We start from the raw sequence: 18,034 nt of genomic DNA on the forward strand, positions 1-18,034 counted from the left end.
CGGTATATCGAGGTCTGGGAGTATCCGGACGGCCGGATCGAGATCCGGGCGGATGACCGGGTGCTGCCGTACCGGCATTTGAACTTGGCCGGCACGCGGACATTTGAATCTGGCTTTGACACGTACTGCATATCGACATCTATGGACATCGATTTCGCGGCGGGGCAGTTGGTGTTGGTGTTGGTGCGCGGAGCCAGATGCATTGACGCATTCGGATGCCCGCGCATCGTCGAAGCGGATTCCCAGCCGTGCAGTGGTTGTGTCCCGGCAACGTCATGAACCGCGGCGGGTTTCGTGCTTTAATGGGTCTTGTCGTTTGGGTCACCCCATTAGCCGGAACCGGACTTTCGGTGCCGGAAAGCGGGCTCAAGACCACCGTCACCGAACGTCAAATGGACGTAACAGCTAGAACGGGCGCACCTCAATGGCACCACTGATTCGCCGCTGTGAGTACTGGCCTTGCGAGGTCAGGAGGGCCTGCGCCTCAAGATAATATTGTCGAGAAATTGATCGTAATCCGTATGGCCGCCTATAAATGGACATTTGCTCCCCGCTTCAAGCGCAATGGTTTCGGCTGGAGATCGTCGCTGCCCATCCAGCGTCTGAAAGAGGCCGTCTCGGAGATCCGCTCCGTAGCACGTCGAGATCCGGCGCTCGCCGCAGAAGGCGCAGTCCTGCTTCCTGAGAAGGTCTCGCCGGCGCTCGAACATGTCGACGGATCGTCTGGTGCATTGGGCACGCAATCAATCGCGCCATTGATGCACTCGTGGTGGTGATTGCGTCGGCAGACGTGCCGCCACCCGTGCGCGAACGCTGGCTCGAGAGGCTGTTCAAGGCGCTACAGGAAGATCAGATGCCCTACATCGAAAGTCTGGGCACCCAGTGAGGCACGCTGTGCGCGACACCTGAACTTGCTTGCCGATGGGCGGACCGACTTCTACCGATTGTGACCGACGTTCTGGGATCCGATGGTCGCGGCTATTTCGTTGGCACTGTCCCGTGTCTGAGTGCGCTATATGCCGCAGGCCGCTATCGGGACGTGATCGATCTCGTGGACGGTGATCGTGGGGTTTCTGGTGGTGCCGTCGCTGGGCCGTCGACGCGCTTGTATCGCTCGGTCGCCCAGGCGACGCGCTGCGCCTCGCTGAGGCGTCGCGGGGACTGAATGCGCCTGAGGGCGAAATTGCAAAAGCGCGTGAGGCCATCCTGCTCAGCTGAGGCATGAATGATGAGGCCTACCATCGCTATGCGGTCGTGGCAAACCGCCTCGGCACCCATCTGGCCACGTTCCGGGCGATTGCGCGAAAGTATCCCGAACGCCCGCCCGAACGCATTCTCGCGGACCTTGTCGAAAGCGAACCAGGCGCGGAAGGTAAATGGTTTGCCGCCGCAAAAGATGCCGGCCTGTTCGATATCGCATTGTCTCTTGCAACGCGGAGTCCGACTGATCCGAGGACACTGACTCGGGCTGCGCGGGACTTTGCAGATAAGCAGCCGCATTTTGCCATGGTCTGCGCCCTGGCGGCACTGAACTGGATGGAAGTCGGGTATGGCAGAGATCTCCGGGCTCGACGTGCTCCACGCCTGGGACGCCCTCGTTGGCGCGGCAGCCGCAACCAGCAGTGTTTCGCTTGCCGAAGTAACGCACAACGTGCGTCAGGTCATCCGCGGCGACAATTCGATCATCGGAAAAGTGTTACTGACGCAACTGGCATCATGACAGTGCGGAGGCGACGACCGTTGAAAGAACAACAGGGCGGCGGTATCGCGAAACAGTGGCGTGCGCGGTGCGGACGAGATGCGTCAGACGTGCTCTGGATACAACAAAGGCGTCCACGGGACCAACCGCGCGACGCCTGGATTCAATGAGCCTTCTTCGGCGCTTCGATGATTTCGACCGCGTCGAGCGCGCGGAAGTCGTCCGGATTGCTCGTGAGCAGCGCCAGACGATGTTCGTGCGCCTGTGCGGCAATCCAGAGATCGTTATAACGGGGGCGCGGATTGCGACCGGCGTGCTTCATCATGATCGCGAGCAAGCCGAACGATTGAGCCGTACTGCGCGTCACTTCTAGCGCCGGCATCCGTTCAACCGCGCGAAGCAATGCCGTGCGTTCGGCCCGCTCGCGCGGGTCATTCGGGATCTGTGCGCCGAATTCCAATTCACCGAGCGTGATCGTGGAGACGTAGACCAGTTCCGCCCCGGCGATCTTGTAAATCGAATCCAGGTCGATCGCGCCATGCGCGACATCGATCCAGACGCATGTATCGACCATTAATGCTGCCACGGATCACGCACCTCGTCGTCGAAATCGGCGCCGCGGATGTCGGTCTTGTAGCGCTCAGCCGCGTCGCGCGACATCTTCGGGAGTCGCTCGAAGGCTTCACGAAGCGTGACAGCGCGAGCCGGCGGACTGATCGTGCCCAGCACGGTGTTATTGCGCGTGATCGTGACCGATTCGCCGCGAGCCAAGGCGTCGAGCACCTGATTCGTGCGCCGGGCGAGATCGGTGGCGGTTACAGTCGTCATGAGAAACTCCGGTCAAGATAATACGCATTATACGTAATTTGCGTATTTTTGCCTGCGACAAATCTTCGACCAGTGCCAGCGCGAGCACACCCGGAGCAGCATAGATTGGTAGGCGATTTGACCAGAATCACATTTTATGTATGTAGTTGATTCACAAGAAGATCGTCGCTGTGCGACATCGTTGTCTGCGGCTCCAGCGGCGTGCGGCCTAGGCTGGAATGCGCCCGTATGTGGATTATAATGTGGGCATATATGCGCATCGCTTTCGATATGGAGAACCCACATGACCCATTTGACTACGACCGTGCCGCGTAAGGCGACGAACGTCACGCTGCCTGTCGACATCTACGAGCGGGCGAAAGAATTGGGCATCAACTTCTCTCGAGCTTGCGAGCAGGCTTTGCGCGAAGCGATCAAGGCTGAAGAGGGCCGTCGCTGGGCGCAGGAGAACGCCGAGTTCATCAAGAACACCAATGAATGGGTCGAGAAAAATGGCCTTCCACTCGCTGAATACCGGATGTTTTGATGGCGCGATTTGAAGTCTACGCGAACCCCGGCAAAAGTAAGGCAAACACGCCGTACCTTGTGGATGTGCAGAGCGATTTTCTCGAAGGGCTGGCATTTCGGGTTGTCGTCCCGCTGATTCGGGCTGACTCTTTCCCTCCCGGGAAACTCCCGGCGGATTTCACCCCATCCTTCGAGATCGGTGGCATCAAATGCCTGATGCACCCGGCGTTTATCGCGTCTGTCCCACTAAGCGAGCTCGGTCGCACAATCGGTTCACTGCGAGAACACCAGGACAAGATCACTGCGGCGCTTGATCGCCTCCTGGGCGGATACTAATCACCTTCCTGATACTGGCATCGTCGCACCGCGTCAGAATTCACAGATACTGCAACGTGAATTGCGTCATAGCGTTTATCGCTTGCAGCGCGTAAGCGGCCAGCCGGGGCCATTCAGACAGGGCGTTCTGTCGAGGCAATTGACAGAACCATAATTACAATACAAACGAACCATCGCTCATGTACGGGCGTGCGCGCCCGTCCTTTCATCGCGCATTGCAGCAAATCGGCGTGCAATCAAACCCTTACCGGAATTCCCGTGTGAGTTGTCCACAGGCTAGTCCACCATTTTTGTGCATAACTTTCACGAAAGTGTCATGTGATAGGAGGAAATCTTCAGGGAAACAGCGATCTGCAGAGCCTCGTCAGTGGTGGATAACCTGGAAGCTCGACCGCCGGTTGGCGTTCGGGAGCGCGCCGCATTTCATTTTGTAACGTTCTTTCGTTACGGCGCCTTGTGGGGGCCGACTGCAGCCCATTTGTCGCGGGAAATCAGCGGCACTTGCAACCGACCAAGGATATGTGTATAAATTAACAGTACTGTGTTTATATACAGCTGTCGGGAGGAGCGATGGAGCATCTTGTCAGGGTTTATAACGAGAAGGACCGGCAAACGCTCGAATGGCTACGTGGGCATGTCGGTGACGCGGCGCTTGCTGCTGCCGTCGAACGATGCCCGGGATCCGGCAAGCCCTACCTTTCCTCAGTCTGCAGACAGATTGGCGTGAAAGCTCCCGGGTTCCATTTGCCACGCAGGCAGAGTCCCAGTCCTGTGGCTGAGCAATCCCTGGCCACCATCCGGCGCATCCTCGCCGTACGCACCGCGGCAACTGTCGCGAACCCGGTCCTGCGCTAATCAAAACCCGTTTGCCTTTGCTGTCGTTTCGTTGCCCCCGAACGGTCGCGGGCAAGCTCTCACGACGCATCAATGCGCTCCAGCAGTCGGTCCAGGCGCTGTTGCTGACTCGGCGCAAGTCCGAACGTCGCGGACGCCTGAACTACTCGCTCGCGCCAGTACGTTCTTGAGAATAGCGAGCTTGCACCCTCAGCGCACAGGACGCTTTCGAGGTGCGCGATCGCGGCATCAATATCGCCGACCGTATGGGCTGACATTGGTTGTCCTACTTTGGTTGACGGCTATAACTGATCTCGGATTCTGGTTTTGTTTTGTTAGAAATGCCTGGCAGGTCGCCAGAACAGTGAGCACAGCGAGAGCTCCTCCCGACCTGTCATCGCCCCGCAGTCCGTTGCAACCCCGGCTAACAATGCCTGCCACCGCGCCTCCGGGCGACCAAGCCGCGTCAAACGTCATTTATGCAAAAGCGCTTCGCATCGGACACGAGTGTTTTCTGTCATCGGCGCTCCTCTTCCCCTCGCGCCATCGTGTCTGGTTGCTCGCACGCCCTGGGGGTGATCTCCCCTCCCCGTTACGACGTTTCTTAGCCGCAGTCGGCCCGCTAATCCACGCTCCTTCCACATGCCGGTCGACATCAGCGCGAAGCAGTTGCGATCATGCTTCGAGCAATGGTATCCGACGCTCGCAGGCAACGATTGCACTCACCATATCGCTGCATAGAACTCCCGCTTTGGCGCGGTCTCGACTATGCACGCCTGCGCGAGGTGAACGAGAAGATCGTGAAGATGGATGAGACGGCGTTTGAAGAGTTGCTGCCTCTGGTCGAGCAAGGCGTCGAAAGATCGCGGGATCTGCCAGGAACGTATCGCGGCAGTCACGAAAGGCCTGAATGACCTTCCTGGTGCGCCCGAGCAGGCAGGTTAGGGGATTCCGGGTCGACGCGTGCGGCAGGTACCCGCGGAGGTCGTGCACCGAAATCCGCGGGCACTTATTTGATGACCTTGCGCCAAAAGACCAGGTACGCGGCTGAGCAGGATGCGATAAGCAAGATTACCCACATCGGGGCCATGCTGATTAGAACGGAGGTGGCAGACATTTCGGATTCCTCCCGAGAGTGATTGATTTTCAGCACACAACTGCTTCACCCCTTTACAGGTGATCTGGTCAAGCATTGTGTTCCGTTTAACGATGCGTTGATGCTATCTCCATAAGCGGTGTCATACCCGTGGTGTCCGGTCGCACCGACTTTGCGCTAGATCAACCATCATCCAGTGGAAGTTGCGGTGTGCCGTCCGCAATCCGCTGTCAGTCGCTCCAGGCGAGATATTCCATTTGAGGTGCCAACAAGGGACGCGAATTCCATCATGAAGGGGCCGAACGTGGGGCGCGTCTTGTCGTCGACGATTACGGAGGATGCGATCGCGCACCGGTGCGTACGCGCTGCGCAGCCGGTATGTCCCCATACAAACGTTCGAGCCCGTCAGCGATTGTGTCCACTCCTGCATCCACGCGTCCTCGGAAAAGGCGTGCGACACATCGAGCACCGTCGAGCGACCGGTGCCGCGCAACATGACGCCAGTAATCGAATTCGCCAGCAAAAGGGGGAGTCCTTCCAGGGGGCTTATGATAGGAATTCTCGCGTACCTTGATCACCCCCGGAAGGAGAACGACTGATCGCCCTACCCCGTCAGGGCGTCGGCAAAGGTGCGGCTGCTCAACGAGATGATCGCGCAAGAGGTGACGCCGTCTGAGCTGGCGCGACGACTCAACACCCGACCGCAGGACGTCGATCGGATTGTCGACCCGCACCACACGACGAAGATCGACACAGTCGCGGCAGCACTCAAGGCGCCAGGAATGCCGCTGCAGGTCTCAGCTGCGTGAAACGTCAGATCCTTGCCCAGTGACAAGGGATCGCGGGACTGTGCACTTTCGATGCCAGGTTAAGGGCGTAGCTCATCGAGGTGCGTCATGGACACTGATCCGTTTATTCGCCGCGCTGTCCAGCAGGCAGCAGACAATCGTCTCGTGCTGCATGCACTGCAAGCGGCCTCAAATGTCACCGGCAGCAGGAGTTCGTCGTCGGTGGCATCGCGCGCGGGAGTTCTGGCGTTGACTCCCTCCTGCCGCGATATTTCAGCAACCGGTGCGGCATTCCTCGCGCACGCCACGCCGCACGATATCTGACCATTCCGTAACACGCCAAAGCCGGAGCGCAATCGCGAATACCTGTGGCTCAGGCCCGAGATCGTCGTCGAGGTATCATTGCGCGAATGGACGCCCCGCGGCGAACTACGGGAAGCAAAATTTCTCGCGCTGCGTCACGACAAGCTGGCGCGCGAGGTGACTGTCGAGCCTGCCATCGACCCCGATCGCTTGTCGTAGACAAAGGCGCCCGTAGAGACCGTCGGCCGTGTCATGGCTGCTGGTAGCGAGCTGTAGCGTGTCCGCGTCCAGGCTGTGAGTTATCGCGTTCTGTCGCCGAGCTTCGCCCAGATGGCCGTCACGGCATTTGACTCGATATTGCCAATTTGAGAACGGAGCAAATTTGGACATCTTCTACTACTGGAGAGACTTCGTATCGGATGTAAACGAAGGGCGTATAGGCACACTTGGGGCCGATACCGACAAGCTGACTGAACTTCAGGGGCGGCTGCCGCGCAAGGTGTGGACCTTCATAACACCCAAGGGCATGAAGGGGAAGATCAGGATTATCGGTTCCATGTGGATTACCGACGAGCGGCCCGCGAACTTCGTGCCCAAGTGGCGGCATAACCTTTTCTATGACGCTGGTTCGCCCAGGTCGGTTCTGTTCACGGACTCGGGGAGCCCCGAGAAAATTGAGGAAGTCAGTTCCTACCTGGGCACCCGGTTCAATCAAGCCTTCAGATCCAACTTTCACGGCGAAAAAGGCCTTCTCGCGATGGAAGCCGATATCGTCCACGGTTTCGAAAAACTCGTGCGAGTCTATGAGACCGTCCAGTTTATGGAAGGAATAAAAAAAGCCGCACGGCTGAAAACAAGCCCTCCAATCTCGGGCTGAAAGTGAACAGATGCTCTGGGTGTGGTGAAAGGTGACCGGGACTGGCACCTGGCGTGTCATTCTGCCGATGCTTGAGCGCGGTCTCGAAAGCCGCTGCCAAAAGATCTGCGAGGCGATCTAATCTGATCTGATCTGAAAACGGGAGCACTTCCGCCGATGCCTGGTACAATCGTTGGAAAGGCCGAAGCCTTGTCGGCAGATTACCAGGACACCGTACCGCGACCTCATGCCTCCGGACGCTCCATCACCGTTCGTTCGCTTCTCGCCTGACGTCGTCTTCAGTCGGGAAGTGCTGTGCCGTCCCGTTGAGGATGAGCCGTTCCTGCTCTCCGGCAGCACCGTATGTCGTGCATCACGCCCTGCCCGAAATACGGCTCAGGAAAGCGCAGGCCGGCTCGACGCCGCTGCCGCCGAACAGCCCTCCCTTTTCTGAGCCCCAAGGCGTGCCCGGTGCGAAGTACGTGCCTGACGTCGGCAAAATTCTGTCCGCCCTGACACACGCGTTTCTGCTCCATGCGACTGCAGTCAGCTCGCAGGGAGACGATTGTGCCCGTGGAGCCAGTCCCGCCTCACGGTTGCGGCATGCAACGGAGCTGTGAAGGAAAATGAAGTCATTTGCACGCTGCTGTTTTGCCGCCGCGTCTCTCTGCGCACGCGCTGATACGCCGTCGCTGTATCTTCCGAGGATGCTCGTGTACGACGTCGGGTGCGACGAAGTCCTGCTGAAAAAGAACGCTGACGATCTTCGATCCATTGCGTCGCTGGCGGGTCTGGTGGCCGAGATGGTCGGAATTGACAACGCGCAGAACCGATCACGGCTGATGATGCGGTGAACACGTCTAAGACGCAAAGCAATGAAGCGCGTCGAAATTGAAATAGGTATCTTCGCGGTGCAACGCACAATACGAGAAAACGATCGCTGCAATAATGCCCCGAACTTTTAATCAAGGACGATTGATGATCAGCACACCGTGGCAAAATGGCTTCGTCGCTGGACGTCTCGGCAAACCGCTTGAGACCTGCCCTTACTGGGGCTTCGAAGTATGGCAGTGGATCTCTGGATACGTTGACGGACGTGCCGTGTCGTCTCCAATAACCGTTGAGCCCGGGAGAGCGGCGCGGATCCCAAAAATCATTACCGGCCACACTCTTCAGTAAGCTCACGTGGTAGGTCACGTGGTCGCGGCCGCAGACGCGGACCTTCGAATACCCCGCGCGTGTCTGCCAGACGTCGACAAATTCGCTACCACGTGACGGACCTCGCTGGAGACACACGAATGTTGAGCAGGACGGAGAGATCGTGCTCATACCGAACTCCTACTCTCCTACAACAAGTGGCTGCCGAACTCAGGCCGAAACCGGTGTCGAAGCCATATCGCTGGTCGGTGCAACCGCTTCCGGACTTTGCGGTGCCTTTTTCGCAAGCGCCTTCTTCGTCACGGGTTTCTTCACCAGGGTCTTTCTGGCTACACCCTTCTTCGCCAGCGCAGCTCTCGTCACTGCCTTGTCTTTCTTTGCGGCGACCTTTTTTCCTGCAACCTTTCTGGTCGCGGCGTTCTTCACCGCTGCCTTCGTGGCCGGAGCTGATTTCGCGGCCGGAAGGCCCTCCTCGACGCTTGCAATCAGGAACTTCGCACGATCTTTGGCACCAGCCAGCCATGCCGGCGCCGGACCGCGGCCACTCCACGTCGCACCACTCCTGGGATCGCGATATTTCGGCGCCTGGGGGCCCCGCACATAGTTGCCTGGTTTTGCCGATTTTTGAGCGGCAGGAGCCGGCTGCGCGGCGCTGTCATCGACCAGGAACTTCGTATGCCACACAGCATTAAGCAAATGCTAGTGTCGCCTGTCGCCCTCTCTAGCTGGTGCGTGCGACCAGCCCGACTCCTGGAAATCCTCACCTTTCGCCGATCTGGGAGTACGGAAATTTGCAGATGCCTACCCGCTTCGGGAATACACCGAACCAGATGGTGTTGCGGAAAAATCATTTGAGTGCGTGTTTTAAGGCATATTCTTGACACGTCAATCGTGAGGCGTCATAGAATGCACTGCTTGCTGCATAAACAGAGTAGCAAGCGCCCGCTCGAGCGGCACCCCGGGCAAACCTATCCGTTGCCCGCCAGCGGTTTCTACGTCAAGTAAATTTACCTGATTCATTGCAGCCCCCTCCCCTGCGCCCCTCGGTAAGTCCGCTGGTCCGCCTTATGGAAAGCTTCGCATAAGGCCGATAACTGGTACTGGCTTGTCGATAGCCTGATGGCCGCAGGCTTTGCCGTCCATCTTAGATGTGCGCGCGAGAAATACGGCATCGCGTTCATCGCCGCGTATTTCACTACGGCGGCGGTATTGGCTACCATGCAGGCGTAGATCCGGGCAATCGAGTCGATACACCGACACGGCCCTCCGGAGCGGTTCAAGGCGCTTCGCAGGCAGGTCGCTAGATGCGCAGACAACCTACCCGCGTACGTCCCGTTACTGCACTAACTAACGCGTCAATTTGGGCTCCGAGGAGGACGCCGATATCAAACATGCGGAGGTATCGGTTGGCGGTCAGGACGCAGAGGTTCGCATCGCCCCACGACCGGGCGACAGGCGCGCGGAGATAACCTTGCCAGATACCCGCGGCGTGAAGCACCGGGGGCACTTTCGTGCGACTTTTGGAGTCGGCAAATGGACGATGAGATCAGGCGCAAGATCTTAACGCTTCTGGATTAGCACCGGATTATGACGATTGCCACGCATAGGCCAGACGGTTGGCCGGAGGCCGATGCGCCAGGCGAAGCACTCACTTCCCGAGAAACTCGAGCACCATCCGGTTGAACTTGTCGGCATGCTCCCACTGCGCCCAGTGTCCGCAGCGGCCAAACATATGCAGATCGGCATCGGGCATACCCCACACCAGACGCAGGCCGACATCCATCGGCACGAAGCGGTCGTCGCGGCCCCAGATCACGAGCGCGGGCGTCTTGATCTCATTCAGACGATGTCCGTAGTCGGGGAACTGCTTCGGGTTCGCCGCGAGGCTCTTCACGAAGTTTTCGAGGTGATCGCGCCGCGCGAGCATGTTCGATAGACGCGCCTGCATCAGTTCTTCTGTCATCGTGCTTGGGTCGTACACGAAGACGCTCAGCATCTTCTTGAGATTCTCAAGCGTCGGCTCGCGATACAACCCTTGCAGCAGCTTGATGCCTTCCGTCGGCATAGGCACGAACTGGCTCGGGCCGCCCGTGCCACCACCCATCAGCACGAGCTTGCCGGCACGCTCCGGGTACGACAGCGCAAACGCCACTGCGGTATGCCCGCCCATCGAGTTGCCGACGATATGCACGCGCTTCACCTGAAGCGTATCGAGTACGGCCTTCAGCACGCGCGCATTGAGGTCCGAGCGCGAGCCCGTGCAGACGATCGAATCGCTCTTGCCCCAACCCGGGCAGTCGAGCAGGATCACGCGATAACCCGCTTCGACGAACGCATCGACGTTGCGGTTGAAATTCGCCCAGCCGCTCGCGCCCGGTCCCGAGCCGTGCAGCATCACGACCACTTCGTTGCCCTCGCCCGCGTCGTTGTAGTGCAGGCGCAGTTCGGTATCGCCTTCCATCACGCTCACGAACTTGCTGGTCGTGGCTTCGCTTTGTGCTTGCGTCGTAGTCATTTCAGGTTCCTTCGATTCGGATTGATTCGGTACTCACAGCGCCAGACGCAACGAGCGTCTCGCGCGGAAACTTGGCGACCACCACGAGCGCGCCGATCGCTGCAATCGCGATCAACGGAATGCTCGCGGTGACGAGCATCGACGGGCCTTGCCCGATGGCGAACAGTTGCCCCGCGATCAGCGGACCGACGATCGAGCCCACTCTGCCGACCGCGACCGCCGCGCCCACACCCGTGCCGCGCACCTGCGTCGGATACGCGCTGCCGGCGAGCGCATACAGCACCGACTGTCCGCCGACGAGGAAGAGCCCCGCGAGCAAACCGCCGCATGCCATCGACACGCTGCCCGTCGCGCCCGCCAGCGCCGCGAGCGCAGCCACGATCCCGACGTACATGCCCGTTACGGTCGGCTTCTTGCCGATCCGGTCCATCAGCGACGCGATCACGATTGCGCCGATACCGCCGCCGATGTTGAACATCATCTGCACGACGCCCGACTGCACTCGCGTAAGACCACGCGAAATCACCATCGACGGCAGCCAGTTGATCAGGAAGTACAGCACGATCAGCGTGCCGAGATAGCTGAACCACAGTGCGAGCGTCGTGCTTCCGCGGCCCTCTTTCCACAGCGCCTGTGTGACGCTCGCCGATATCTCGCCATGCGCACGCTGGCCCATCGCGATGAAGTGCGTCGATTCCTTCATGAAGAGCACGAGCAGCGGCAAGGTCAGCAACGGCCCGACACCGCCGACATAGAAAATATGCCGCCAGCCATCATCGCCGGGACTGACGATGCCGATCACGGCCGCCAGCGCCGCGCCAAACGGCATCCCGCAGTACATCGCGCCGACGGCCGTGCTGCGATGATCGGGATGCGCGGCTTCGGCGCACAGCGCGATCAGGTTCGGCATCGCAGCGCCGAGCCCCAGACCCGTCAGAAAGCGAGCGGCAAGCAGGCTGTTGAGGTCCCAAACCTGCGTCGTCGCAATCGAAAACACGCCGAACAGCGCGACCGACAGCATCAGTACGCGCTTGCGTCCGATGCGGTCCGCGAGCCTTCCGCCGATGGCCGCGCCCGGCAGCAGGCCGAGCGCGCCGATGCTGAACGCCCAACCAAGCTGCGCGACGACAAGATGAAATTCGCGCGCCATGCGCGGCGCGGCGATGCCCGTCGATTGCAGATCGAGCCCTTCCAGCAGCGCGACCACGAGGCACAGGCCGATCGTAAGCGCACCGCTGGAACGTGTAGGCGAATTCGTTGACGCTTTCATAGTTGTCTCCAGGATGAGTCGAGCGGCGCTCTTGGTGGCGCTTCGCTTTGCTTCGTATAAAACCGTCTTTACCGTTGAGCTTGCTGGGCTTCGAGTTCGCGCTTCTTCAGATCGAGCGCAACATCGACGATCATGTCTTCCTGGCCGCCGACCATGCGGCGCTTGCCCAGTTCAACGAGAATGTCGACGGCCTTCAGGCCATACTTTTTCGCGGCGATCTCCGAGTGGCGCAGGAAGCTCGAGTAGACGCCCGCATAGCCGAGCGCGAGCGTTTCGCGATCCACGCGCACCGGGCGGTCCTGCAAGGGACGCACGATGTCATCGGCGGCGTCCATCAGCGTGTAGAGATCGGTGCCGTGATTCCAGCCGAGACGCTCGGCCGCCGCGATGAACACTTCGAGCGGCGCGTTGCCCGCGCCTGCGCCCATGCCCGCAAGGCTCGCATCGATGCGGTCGCAGCCTTCTTCCACAGCGGCGATCGAATTCGCGACGCCGAGGCTCAGGTTGTGATGCGCGTGCATGCCCGTTTGCGTCTGCGGGTTCAGCACGGCCTTGATCGCGCGGAAACGGTCGCGCACGTCGCTCATGTTCAGCGCGCCGCCCGAGTCGACCACGTACACGCAGTTCGCGCCGTAGCTCTCCATCTTCTTCGCTTCGATGGCGAGGTTCTCCGGCGTCGTCATGTGGCTCATCATCAGGAAGCCGACCGTGTCCATGCCGAGCGCGCGCGCGTATTCGACGTGCTGCTTCGAGATGTCGGCTTCCGTGCAGTGCGTGGCGATGCGCACGACGCGCGCGCCCGCTTGATACGCTGCCTTCAGGTCGTGGATCGTGCCGATGCCCGGCAGCAGCAGCGTCGCGATCTGCGCATGCTTCACGACGTCGGCGACGGCCTCGATCCATTCGAGATCGCTGTGCGCGCCAAAGCCGTAGTTGAAGCTCGATCCCTGCAGGCCGTCGCCATGCGCAACCTCGATGCTGTCCACCTTCGCGTGGTCGAGCGCGCGCGCGATCGCCTGCACGTCCTCGATCGAATACTGATGACGGATCGCATGCATGCCGTCGCGCAGCGTCACGTCGGAGATGTAGAGTTTCTTGCTCATGTCGGTCATGTCCATTAACTCCTTACGCCTCTGCATTCGCGAGCGTCGCGGCCATGCGCTCGGCCGTCGCGAGCGCGGCGGAAGTCATAATGTCGAGATTGCCCGCATAGGCGGGGAGGTAATGCGCGGCACCTTCCACTTCGATGAAGATCGACGTCTTCAGACCGCTGAAACGGCCAAGACCAGGAACGTTGAGCGGCGCATCGGCGGGAATGTCGTCGAACTGCACTTTCTGCTTGAGGCGATAGCCGGGCACATACGCGTTCACGTCAGCCGCCATCCGTTCGACGGATGCTTCGATCTGCGCGCGGTCTGCCGCTTCCGACAGCACGTAGACGGTGTCGCGCATCATCAGCGGCGGCTCGGCGGGGTTCAGCACGATGATCGCCTTGCCTTTCGCCGCGCCGCCTACGGCCTCGATCGCCTTCGATGTGGTCTCGGTGAACTCGTCGATATTCGCGCGCGTGCCCGGACCCGCCGACTTGCTGCTGATCGACGCGACGATCTCCGCGTAATGCACTTTTGCGACGCCCGACACAGCGGCGACCATCGGGATCGTCGCCTGGCCGCCGCACGTGACCATGTTGACGTTCGGCGCATCCAGATAAGCATCGAGATTGACGACAGGCACGCAATACGGGCCGATCGCAGCGGGCGTCAGATCGATCATGCGGATCCCGGGCTTCAGCTTGCGCAGGAACACATCATTCTTCACATGCGCGCCCGCCGATGTCGCGTCGAACACGAAGTCGATCTCGTCGAATACAGGCAGGCGCGTCAAACCTTCGACGCCTTCATGCGTGGTCGCGACGCCAAGCCGCGCGGCGCGCGCGAGGCCATCGGATGCGGGGTCGATGCCGACCATCGCAGCCATTTCCAGGTGTTGGCTGTGGCGCATGATCTTGATCATCAGATCCGTGCCGATGTTGCCCGAGCCGATGATCGCGGCTTTGCGTTTGGGCGTTGTTGTTTGGCTCGATGAGTTGTCGATTGCCATCTGTGTCTCCGTAATAGATGAATCAGGCGCTGAACGCGGCGCGCACACTGCCGAGTCCCTCGATCTGTACCGTGTACGTGCCGGGCGCTTTGACCACAACCATCGAACCGAGCGCGCCCGTGAGCACGACGTCGCCAGCGCGCAGCGGCGTGCCGAGCTGCACCATGCGGTCTGCGAGCCAAGCGGCCGCATTGAGCGGATTGCCCAGGCACGCCGAGCCGTTGCCGCGCGAGAGCACTTCGTTTTCTTGCGACAAGGTCATCGCGCATGCCGTCAGATCGACGTCGCGCAACAGCACAGGCCGGCTGCCGAGCACGAAGAGCGCGCTCGATGCGTTGTCCGCGACGGTATCCACGAAGCGGATGTCCCAGTTCTGCACGCGGCTGTCGACCACTTCGATTGCGGCGAGCGCATAGGCCGTCGCGCCGATCAGGTCCGCGAATGTGTGCTTCTCAGCCGTCAGGTCGCGTTCGAGCACGAGCGCGATTTCGGCTTCGACTTTCGGCTGAATCAGCGTCGAGAGCGGCATCGGCTGGTTGTCGCCGTAGGCCATCGACGCGAACAGCGTGCCGAAATCCGGCTGATCGACGCCGAGCTGCTTTTGCACGGCAAGCGACGTCAGCCCGATCTTTCTGCCGACGATGCGTTCTCCTTGCTTACGTCGCAGATCGACGTTGGCTTGTTGAATTCCGTAGGCGAGCGCTGCATCGTCGGCTTCGATTTCGGTGCGTACGGGCGCGACCGGCTGGCGAGATGCTTCCGCTGCGCGCAGACGCGTGGCAATCGACTGAATGGTTTGCTGGTTCGACATATCCTGAATTCCTCTTTACGCAATGGCCACGTGTTGACGTTCGAGCGCGCGCGCGTGCATCGCGCCGAAGCCCGCGATCCACTCGGGAATCGCGCGGTAGTAATCGATCGATGCGTCGTACGGCCCGCATGCCGCGAGCGCGCCGAAGGCGGCGACCCACGTGCGGATCTCATGCGCGGACTTGCCGCCTTCGCGTGTGATCGCATCGTTGGTGAGGCCGTCCGCGGCGCTCACGTCGCCGCTTTCCAGCAGATCGAGAAACGCGCGGTCCCACGCGGAATTGAGCGGATGCAGATGGCTATCGCCCGCAGCAAAGGCCTTGGCGGCAGCGACCGTGCGAGCCTGCCGCGCCTCGCGCGATTCCGGCGACGGATTGCGCCCCGCGATCAAGCGCTCTGCGACGACAGCGTCCGCACCTTCGATTTCCGGTACAGGCGGCTCATGCGAAATGCCGCCCGAGCCGATCAGCAGCACGCGTTTATCCATCTGCGCGACGAAGCGGCCAAGCGCATCGCCGAAGAGACGCGCACGGCGGCACGAAGCCATCGGCGGCGCGACCGAGTTGATGAAAACAGGCACGACGGGATAACGGTTGATGCCGCCCGTCAACATATCGAGTGCCTGCGCGCAGCCGTGATCGACCTGCATCCGGTACGACACGGCGACGTCGATATCACTTCGCAGCGCGGCGTTGGCGAGTGCAAGCGCCACGTTCTGCGCAACGGGCAACTCACCCGCAGCGCTGTTGAAATCGCCGATTGCCGTCGCGTTCACGCCGATGCAGAACTGCGGCATCACGTCGTAGAAAAAGCCGTTGTAGTGGTCCGGCGCGAACACGATCACGAGTTCGGGATCGAACGCTGCGACCCGTTCGCGTGCCGCGCGCTGCACGCGCTCCACTTCTTCAACGACAGCCGGCGTGGGATCGAAGTAGCCGTGCAGCGGCGTGTGCGACATGCATTCGAGTTGAATCTTCGACATGTCACGCTCCCGCTACGACGGATTCGCGCGATGGCAGCGCGTCTTCGGCAATCGCACGAGCATCGCTTTCGCGCTTCGCAGCGATCCCCGCCAACGAGAGCTTGCCGGCCAGCCGAACCACATGTTCCGAAACACGCTGCGGCGAGCACATCCCCGCGACGAAACGATCGGGCCGCAGCAGCACGACGGATTCCGGCAGACGCGCAAACCAGTCCTTCAGGCGTCCATCGATATCGCCGACTGCGTTCACGCCTTCGGGCACATCGTCACGAAACTTCAGTTGCGGATCGGGCTTTGCAATCACGAAGCAGCCGCCGAGCGTGGTCCAGATATGGCGCGCTTCGGGCGTAAGTCCAAATGTCGGGTCAGCGCCCCAGCCGACGATTGCAAAGCGATTACCGATCGCATCGTCGAAACGAACGATGTTGCCGTCTTCCAGACGCACGAGCGGCTGGATGAACATGCGGCCAACAGGCGTCGCGGCGGATGGATCGCGGCCATGCACGACGCGTCCGATGATCGACTCGCGCTTTTCGCTCATCAACCCTAGCAGACGGCCAGGCGCAGAATGCCCTGCTTTTGCGAGCGCGCGTGCGAGAAAACCATCGCGACGTTCGCGCCCATCCGACAACACGACGCCTTCTTCATAGCGCGGCATCGGCTTGAAACGCATCTCGACGAAATAGCGCTTCACGGAAGGCAGCACGTTGAACGTGCGCACGAACGTGTCGCGCACTTTCATGCCGAAGCGGCTCGTCGGCGCGAAGATATCGCCCGCCACTTCGGACAGATGGATCATCGAGCGCGCATGTGCGCGGCGCTCCATCGTGTACGTATCGAGAAGCGCATCCCGGGCCTGACCTTTAACGACCATCGCGAGCTTCCAGCCGAGATTGCTCGCATCGCGGATGCCGCTGTTGTAGCCCTGCCCTTGCCACACGGGCATGATGTGTGCAGCGTCGCCTGCCAGCAAAACACGGTTCATGCGGAACGTGCTCGCCAGACGCGCGTTGTGCGTGTACACGCGCTTTCGAATGTAATCGACCTTGTCCGGCTCGGCGACGACGTTGCGCATCAGCGCCGCCATGTTCTCGGGCTTCGACAGTTCTTCTTCCGTTTCACCCGGCATCACCATGAACTCGAAACGACGGATGCCATGCGGCAACGCCGCCGACACATAAGGCCGCTTCGCGTCGCAATGGAGGTAGATGTGCGGCGAGCCGATCGGGTCATTGCGCACGTCGATCACGATCCATTGATTCGGCTTCGTGCGACCTTCGAACGGCACGTCGAGCGTGCGGCGCACGAAGCTGTTGCCGCCGTCCGCGCCGACTATCCAGGCCGCACGGATTGTCTTTTTGTTGTCTGTCGAATCGGCAACTTCGATCGTCACGCCTTCGCTGTCTTGAGTGAAGCTCGCGACCGTATGGCCCAGCAGCGCTTGCACATGATCGAAGCGCTTGAGTCCGCCGTACAGGATCTGATCCGCGAGCGGCTGAATGAACGCATTGCGGCGCGGCCAGCCGAATTCGTCGGTGCGCGGCTCGATCGACGCGAAGCATTTGCCCTTCAGCGTGAAGCGCATCCAGTGATTCGGCGTCGTATGCGGCAGCAACTCGTCGACGAGACCGACCGACTGGAACACGCGCAGCGCTTCGTCGTCGAGGCCGATTGCGCGCGGATAATCGATGATCTGGTCGAGCTTTTCGACGATCACGACACGCACGCCCTGCAAGCCGAGAATGTTGCCGATCATCAGGCCGACGGGACCAGCGCCAATGATCGCGACATCGGCGCAAATCGTGTCGGTATCCGTGTTGAGATGAGCGCGGCCGTTACCGGCCGCCGTGTCGAAGGCGGGACTCATGCTGTCTCCTGTGTCGGCATCTGGGCCGCGTTGTCCGTTCAGCTTTTGATGGCAGTCTATGGGCCGCCCGACACGCACTCAACAA

At 60.6% G+C, this 18,034-nt stretch carries 17 protein-coding genes and 2 pseudogenes; 9 read left to right on the top strand and 10 right to left on the bottom strand.

Annotated elements, in window-relative coordinates; all coding sequences use genetic code 11:
* On the top strand, positions 1–279 hold a 279-nt coding region (locus J8I87_RS28340; RefSeq protein WP_209935509.1), incomplete at its 5' end, for a hypothetical protein.
* Positions 280–521: 242 nt separating this feature from the next.
* Positions 522–1,720 (top strand): annotated as a pseudogene (locus J8I87_RS28345) (hypothetical protein).
* A gap of 142 nt (positions 1,721–1,862) precedes the next feature.
* Here the strand turns inward: J8I87_RS28345 and J8I87_RS28350 are convergent.
* Both J8I87_RS28350 and J8I87_RS28355 read right to left on the bottom strand, forming a co-directional pair.
* Complete coding sequence (locus J8I87_RS28350) at positions 1,863–2,285, bottom strand: type II toxin-antitoxin system VapC family toxin (RefSeq protein ID WP_313066425.1); 423 nt, start codon at positions 2,283–2,285, stop codon at positions 1,863–1,865.
* The gene (locus J8I87_RS28355) at positions 2,273–2,527 is read right to left on the bottom strand and encodes a type II toxin-antitoxin system Phd/YefM family antitoxin (protein ID WP_209935420.1); all 255 of its coding nucleotides are present in this window, start codon (positions 2,525–2,527) and stop codon (positions 2,273–2,275) included. The genes J8I87_RS28350 and J8I87_RS28355 overlap by 13 nt, the downstream gene beginning before the upstream one ends.
* 283 nt (positions 2,528–2,810) lie before the next feature.
* Between J8I87_RS28355 and J8I87_RS28360 the strand changes: the two genes are divergently transcribed.
* From J8I87_RS28360 to J8I87_RS28390, 7 genes and pseudogenes are all read left to right on the top strand, one after another.
* Positions 2,811–3,053 carry a type II toxin-antitoxin system CcdA family antitoxin gene (locus J8I87_RS28360; RefSeq protein WP_209935421.1) on the top strand — a complete coding sequence of 81 codons (243 nt, stop codon included), beginning with the start codon at positions 2,811–2,813 and terminating at the stop codon, positions 3,051–3,053.
* Positions 3,053–3,370 carry a CcdB family protein gene (locus J8I87_RS28365; protein ID WP_209935423.1) on the top strand — a complete coding sequence of 106 codons (318 nt, stop codon included), beginning with the start codon at positions 3,053–3,055 and terminating at the stop codon, positions 3,368–3,370. The genes J8I87_RS28360 and J8I87_RS28365 overlap by 1 nt, the downstream gene beginning before the upstream one ends.
* Positions 3,371–3,940: 570 nt before the next feature.
* Positions 3,941–4,225 (top strand): hypothetical protein, encoded by a 285-nt coding sequence (locus tag J8I87_RS28370; protein WP_209935424.1) that lies wholly within the window; start codon positions 3,941–3,943, stop codon positions 4,223–4,225.
* Positions 4,226–5,929: 1,704 nt separating this feature from the next.
* The gene (locus J8I87_RS28375; RefSeq protein ID WP_209935425.1) at positions 5,930–6,109 is read left to right on the top strand and encodes a hypothetical protein; all 180 of its coding nucleotides are present in this window, start codon (positions 5,930–5,932) and stop codon (positions 6,107–6,109) included.
* Between the two features lie 87 nt (positions 6,110–6,196).
* The gene (locus J8I87_RS28380; protein WP_209935426.1) at positions 6,197–6,412 is read left to right on the top strand and encodes a hypothetical protein; all 216 of its coding nucleotides are present in this window, start codon (positions 6,197–6,199) and stop codon (positions 6,410–6,412) included.
* Between the two features lie 12 nt (positions 6,413–6,424).
* A pseudogene (locus tag J8I87_RS28385) lies at positions 6,425–6,610 on the top strand (DNA ligase); the annotation flags it as partial.
* A 163-nt stretch (positions 6,611–6,773) separates the two neighbouring features.
* On the top strand, positions 6,774–7,268 hold the full coding sequence (locus J8I87_RS28390; protein ID WP_209935427.1) for a hypothetical protein: 495 nt from the start codon (positions 6,774–6,776) through the stop codon (positions 7,266–7,268).
* A 1,347-nt stretch (positions 7,269–8,615) separates the two neighbouring features.
* Here the strand turns inward: J8I87_RS28390 and J8I87_RS45760 are convergent.
* The 8 genes from J8I87_RS45760 to J8I87_RS28430 all read right to left on the bottom strand — a co-directional run bounded on the left by J8I87_RS45760 (position 8,616) and on the right by J8I87_RS28430 (position 17,949).
* Entirely contained in the window at positions 8,616–9,101 is a 486-nt protein-coding gene (locus J8I87_RS45760) for an H-NS family nucleoid-associated regulatory protein (RefSeq protein ID WP_209935428.1), read from the bottom strand.
* 952 nt (positions 9,102–10,053) lie between these two features.
* Positions 10,054–10,920, bottom strand: a complete 867-nt coding sequence (locus J8I87_RS28400) for an alpha/beta fold hydrolase (protein ID WP_209935429.1) — start codon at positions 10,918–10,920, stop codon at positions 10,054–10,056.
* Position 10,921: 1 nt separating this feature from the next.
* Positions 10,922–12,190 (bottom strand): 3-(3-hydroxy-phenyl)propionate transporter MhpT, encoded by a 1,269-nt coding sequence (gene mhpT / locus J8I87_RS28405; RefSeq protein ID WP_209935431.1) that lies wholly within the window; start codon positions 12,188–12,190, stop codon positions 10,922–10,924.
* A gap of 68 nt (positions 12,191–12,258) precedes the next feature.
* Positions 12,259–13,293 carry a 4-hydroxy-2-oxovalerate aldolase gene (gene dmpG, locus J8I87_RS28410; RefSeq protein WP_209935498.1) on the bottom strand — a complete coding sequence of 345 codons (1,035 nt, stop codon included), beginning with the start codon at positions 13,291–13,293 and terminating at the stop codon, positions 12,259–12,261.
* Positions 13,294–13,315: 22 nt separating this feature from the next.
* On the bottom strand, positions 13,316–14,290 hold the full coding sequence (locus J8I87_RS28415) for an acetaldehyde dehydrogenase (acetylating) (protein ID WP_209935432.1): 975 nt from the start codon (positions 14,288–14,290) through the stop codon (positions 13,316–13,318).
* 22 nt (positions 14,291–14,312) lie between these two features.
* Positions 14,313–15,101: a 2-keto-4-pentenoate hydratase gene (mhpD, locus tag J8I87_RS28420; protein ID WP_209935433.1), complete on the bottom strand. Its 789-nt coding sequence runs from the start codon at positions 15,099–15,101 to the stop codon at positions 14,313–14,315.
* A gap of 15 nt (positions 15,102–15,116) precedes the next feature.
* The gene (locus tag J8I87_RS28425; protein WP_209935434.1) at positions 15,117–16,082 is read right to left on the bottom strand and encodes a 3-carboxyethylcatechol 2,3-dioxygenase; all 966 of its coding nucleotides are present in this window, start codon (positions 16,080–16,082) and stop codon (positions 15,117–15,119) included.
* 1 nt (position 16,083) lies between these two features.
* Positions 16,084–17,949, bottom strand: a complete 1,866-nt coding sequence (locus tag J8I87_RS28430) for a bifunctional 3-(3-hydroxy-phenyl)propionate/3-hydroxycinnamic acid hydroxylase (protein ID WP_209935435.1) — start codon at positions 17,947–17,949, stop codon at positions 16,084–16,086.
* Positions 17,950–18,034 lie beyond the last annotated feature (85 nt).

Source organism: Paraburkholderia sp. LEh10 (assembly GCF_017814945.1).
Taxonomy (GTDB): Bacteria; Pseudomonadota; Gammaproteobacteria; order Burkholderiales; family Burkholderiaceae; genus Paraburkholderia.

Coding starts and splice junctions, on each gene's coding strand:
- dmpG (WP_209935498.1), bottom strand. CDS start 13,293: ATGAGCAAGAAACTCTACATCTCCGACGTGACGCTGCGCGACGGCATG.
- J8I87_RS28355 (WP_209935420.1), bottom strand. CDS start 2,527: ATGACGACTGTAACCGCCACCGATCTCGCCCGGCGCACGAATCAGGTG.
- J8I87_RS28365 (WP_209935423.1), top strand. CDS start 3,053: ATGGCGCGATTTGAAGTCTACGCGAACCCCGGCAAAAGTAAGGCAAAC.
- J8I87_RS28360 (WP_209935421.1), top strand. CDS start 2,811: ATGACCCATTTGACTACGACCGTGCCGCGTAAGGCGACGAACGTCACG.
- mhpT (WP_209935431.1), bottom strand. CDS start 12,190: ATGAAAGCGTCAACGAATTCGCCTACACGTTCCAGCGGTGCGCTTACG.
- J8I87_RS28370 (WP_209935424.1), top strand. CDS start 3,941: ATGGAGCATCTTGTCAGGGTTTATAACGAGAAGGACCGGCAAACGCTC.
- J8I87_RS28400 (WP_209935429.1), bottom strand. CDS start 10,920: ATGACTACGACGCAAGCACAAAGCGAAGCCACGACCAGCAAGTTCGTG.
- J8I87_RS28380 (WP_209935426.1), top strand. CDS start 6,197: ATGGACACTGATCCGTTTATTCGCCGCGCTGTCCAGCAGGCAGCAGAC.
- mhpD (WP_209935433.1), bottom strand. CDS start 15,101: ATGTCGAACCAGCAAACCATTCAGTCGATTGCCACGCGTCTGCGCGCA.
- J8I87_RS28415 (WP_209935432.1), bottom strand. CDS start 14,290: ATGGCAATCGACAACTCATCGAGCCAAACAACAACGCCCAAACGCAAA.
- J8I87_RS28430 (WP_209935435.1), bottom strand. CDS start 17,949: ATGAGTCCCGCCTTCGACACGGCGGCCGGTAACGGCCGCGCTCATCTC.
- J8I87_RS28425 (WP_209935434.1), bottom strand. CDS start 16,082: ATGTCGAAGATTCAACTCGAATGCATGTCGCACACGCCGCTGCACGGC.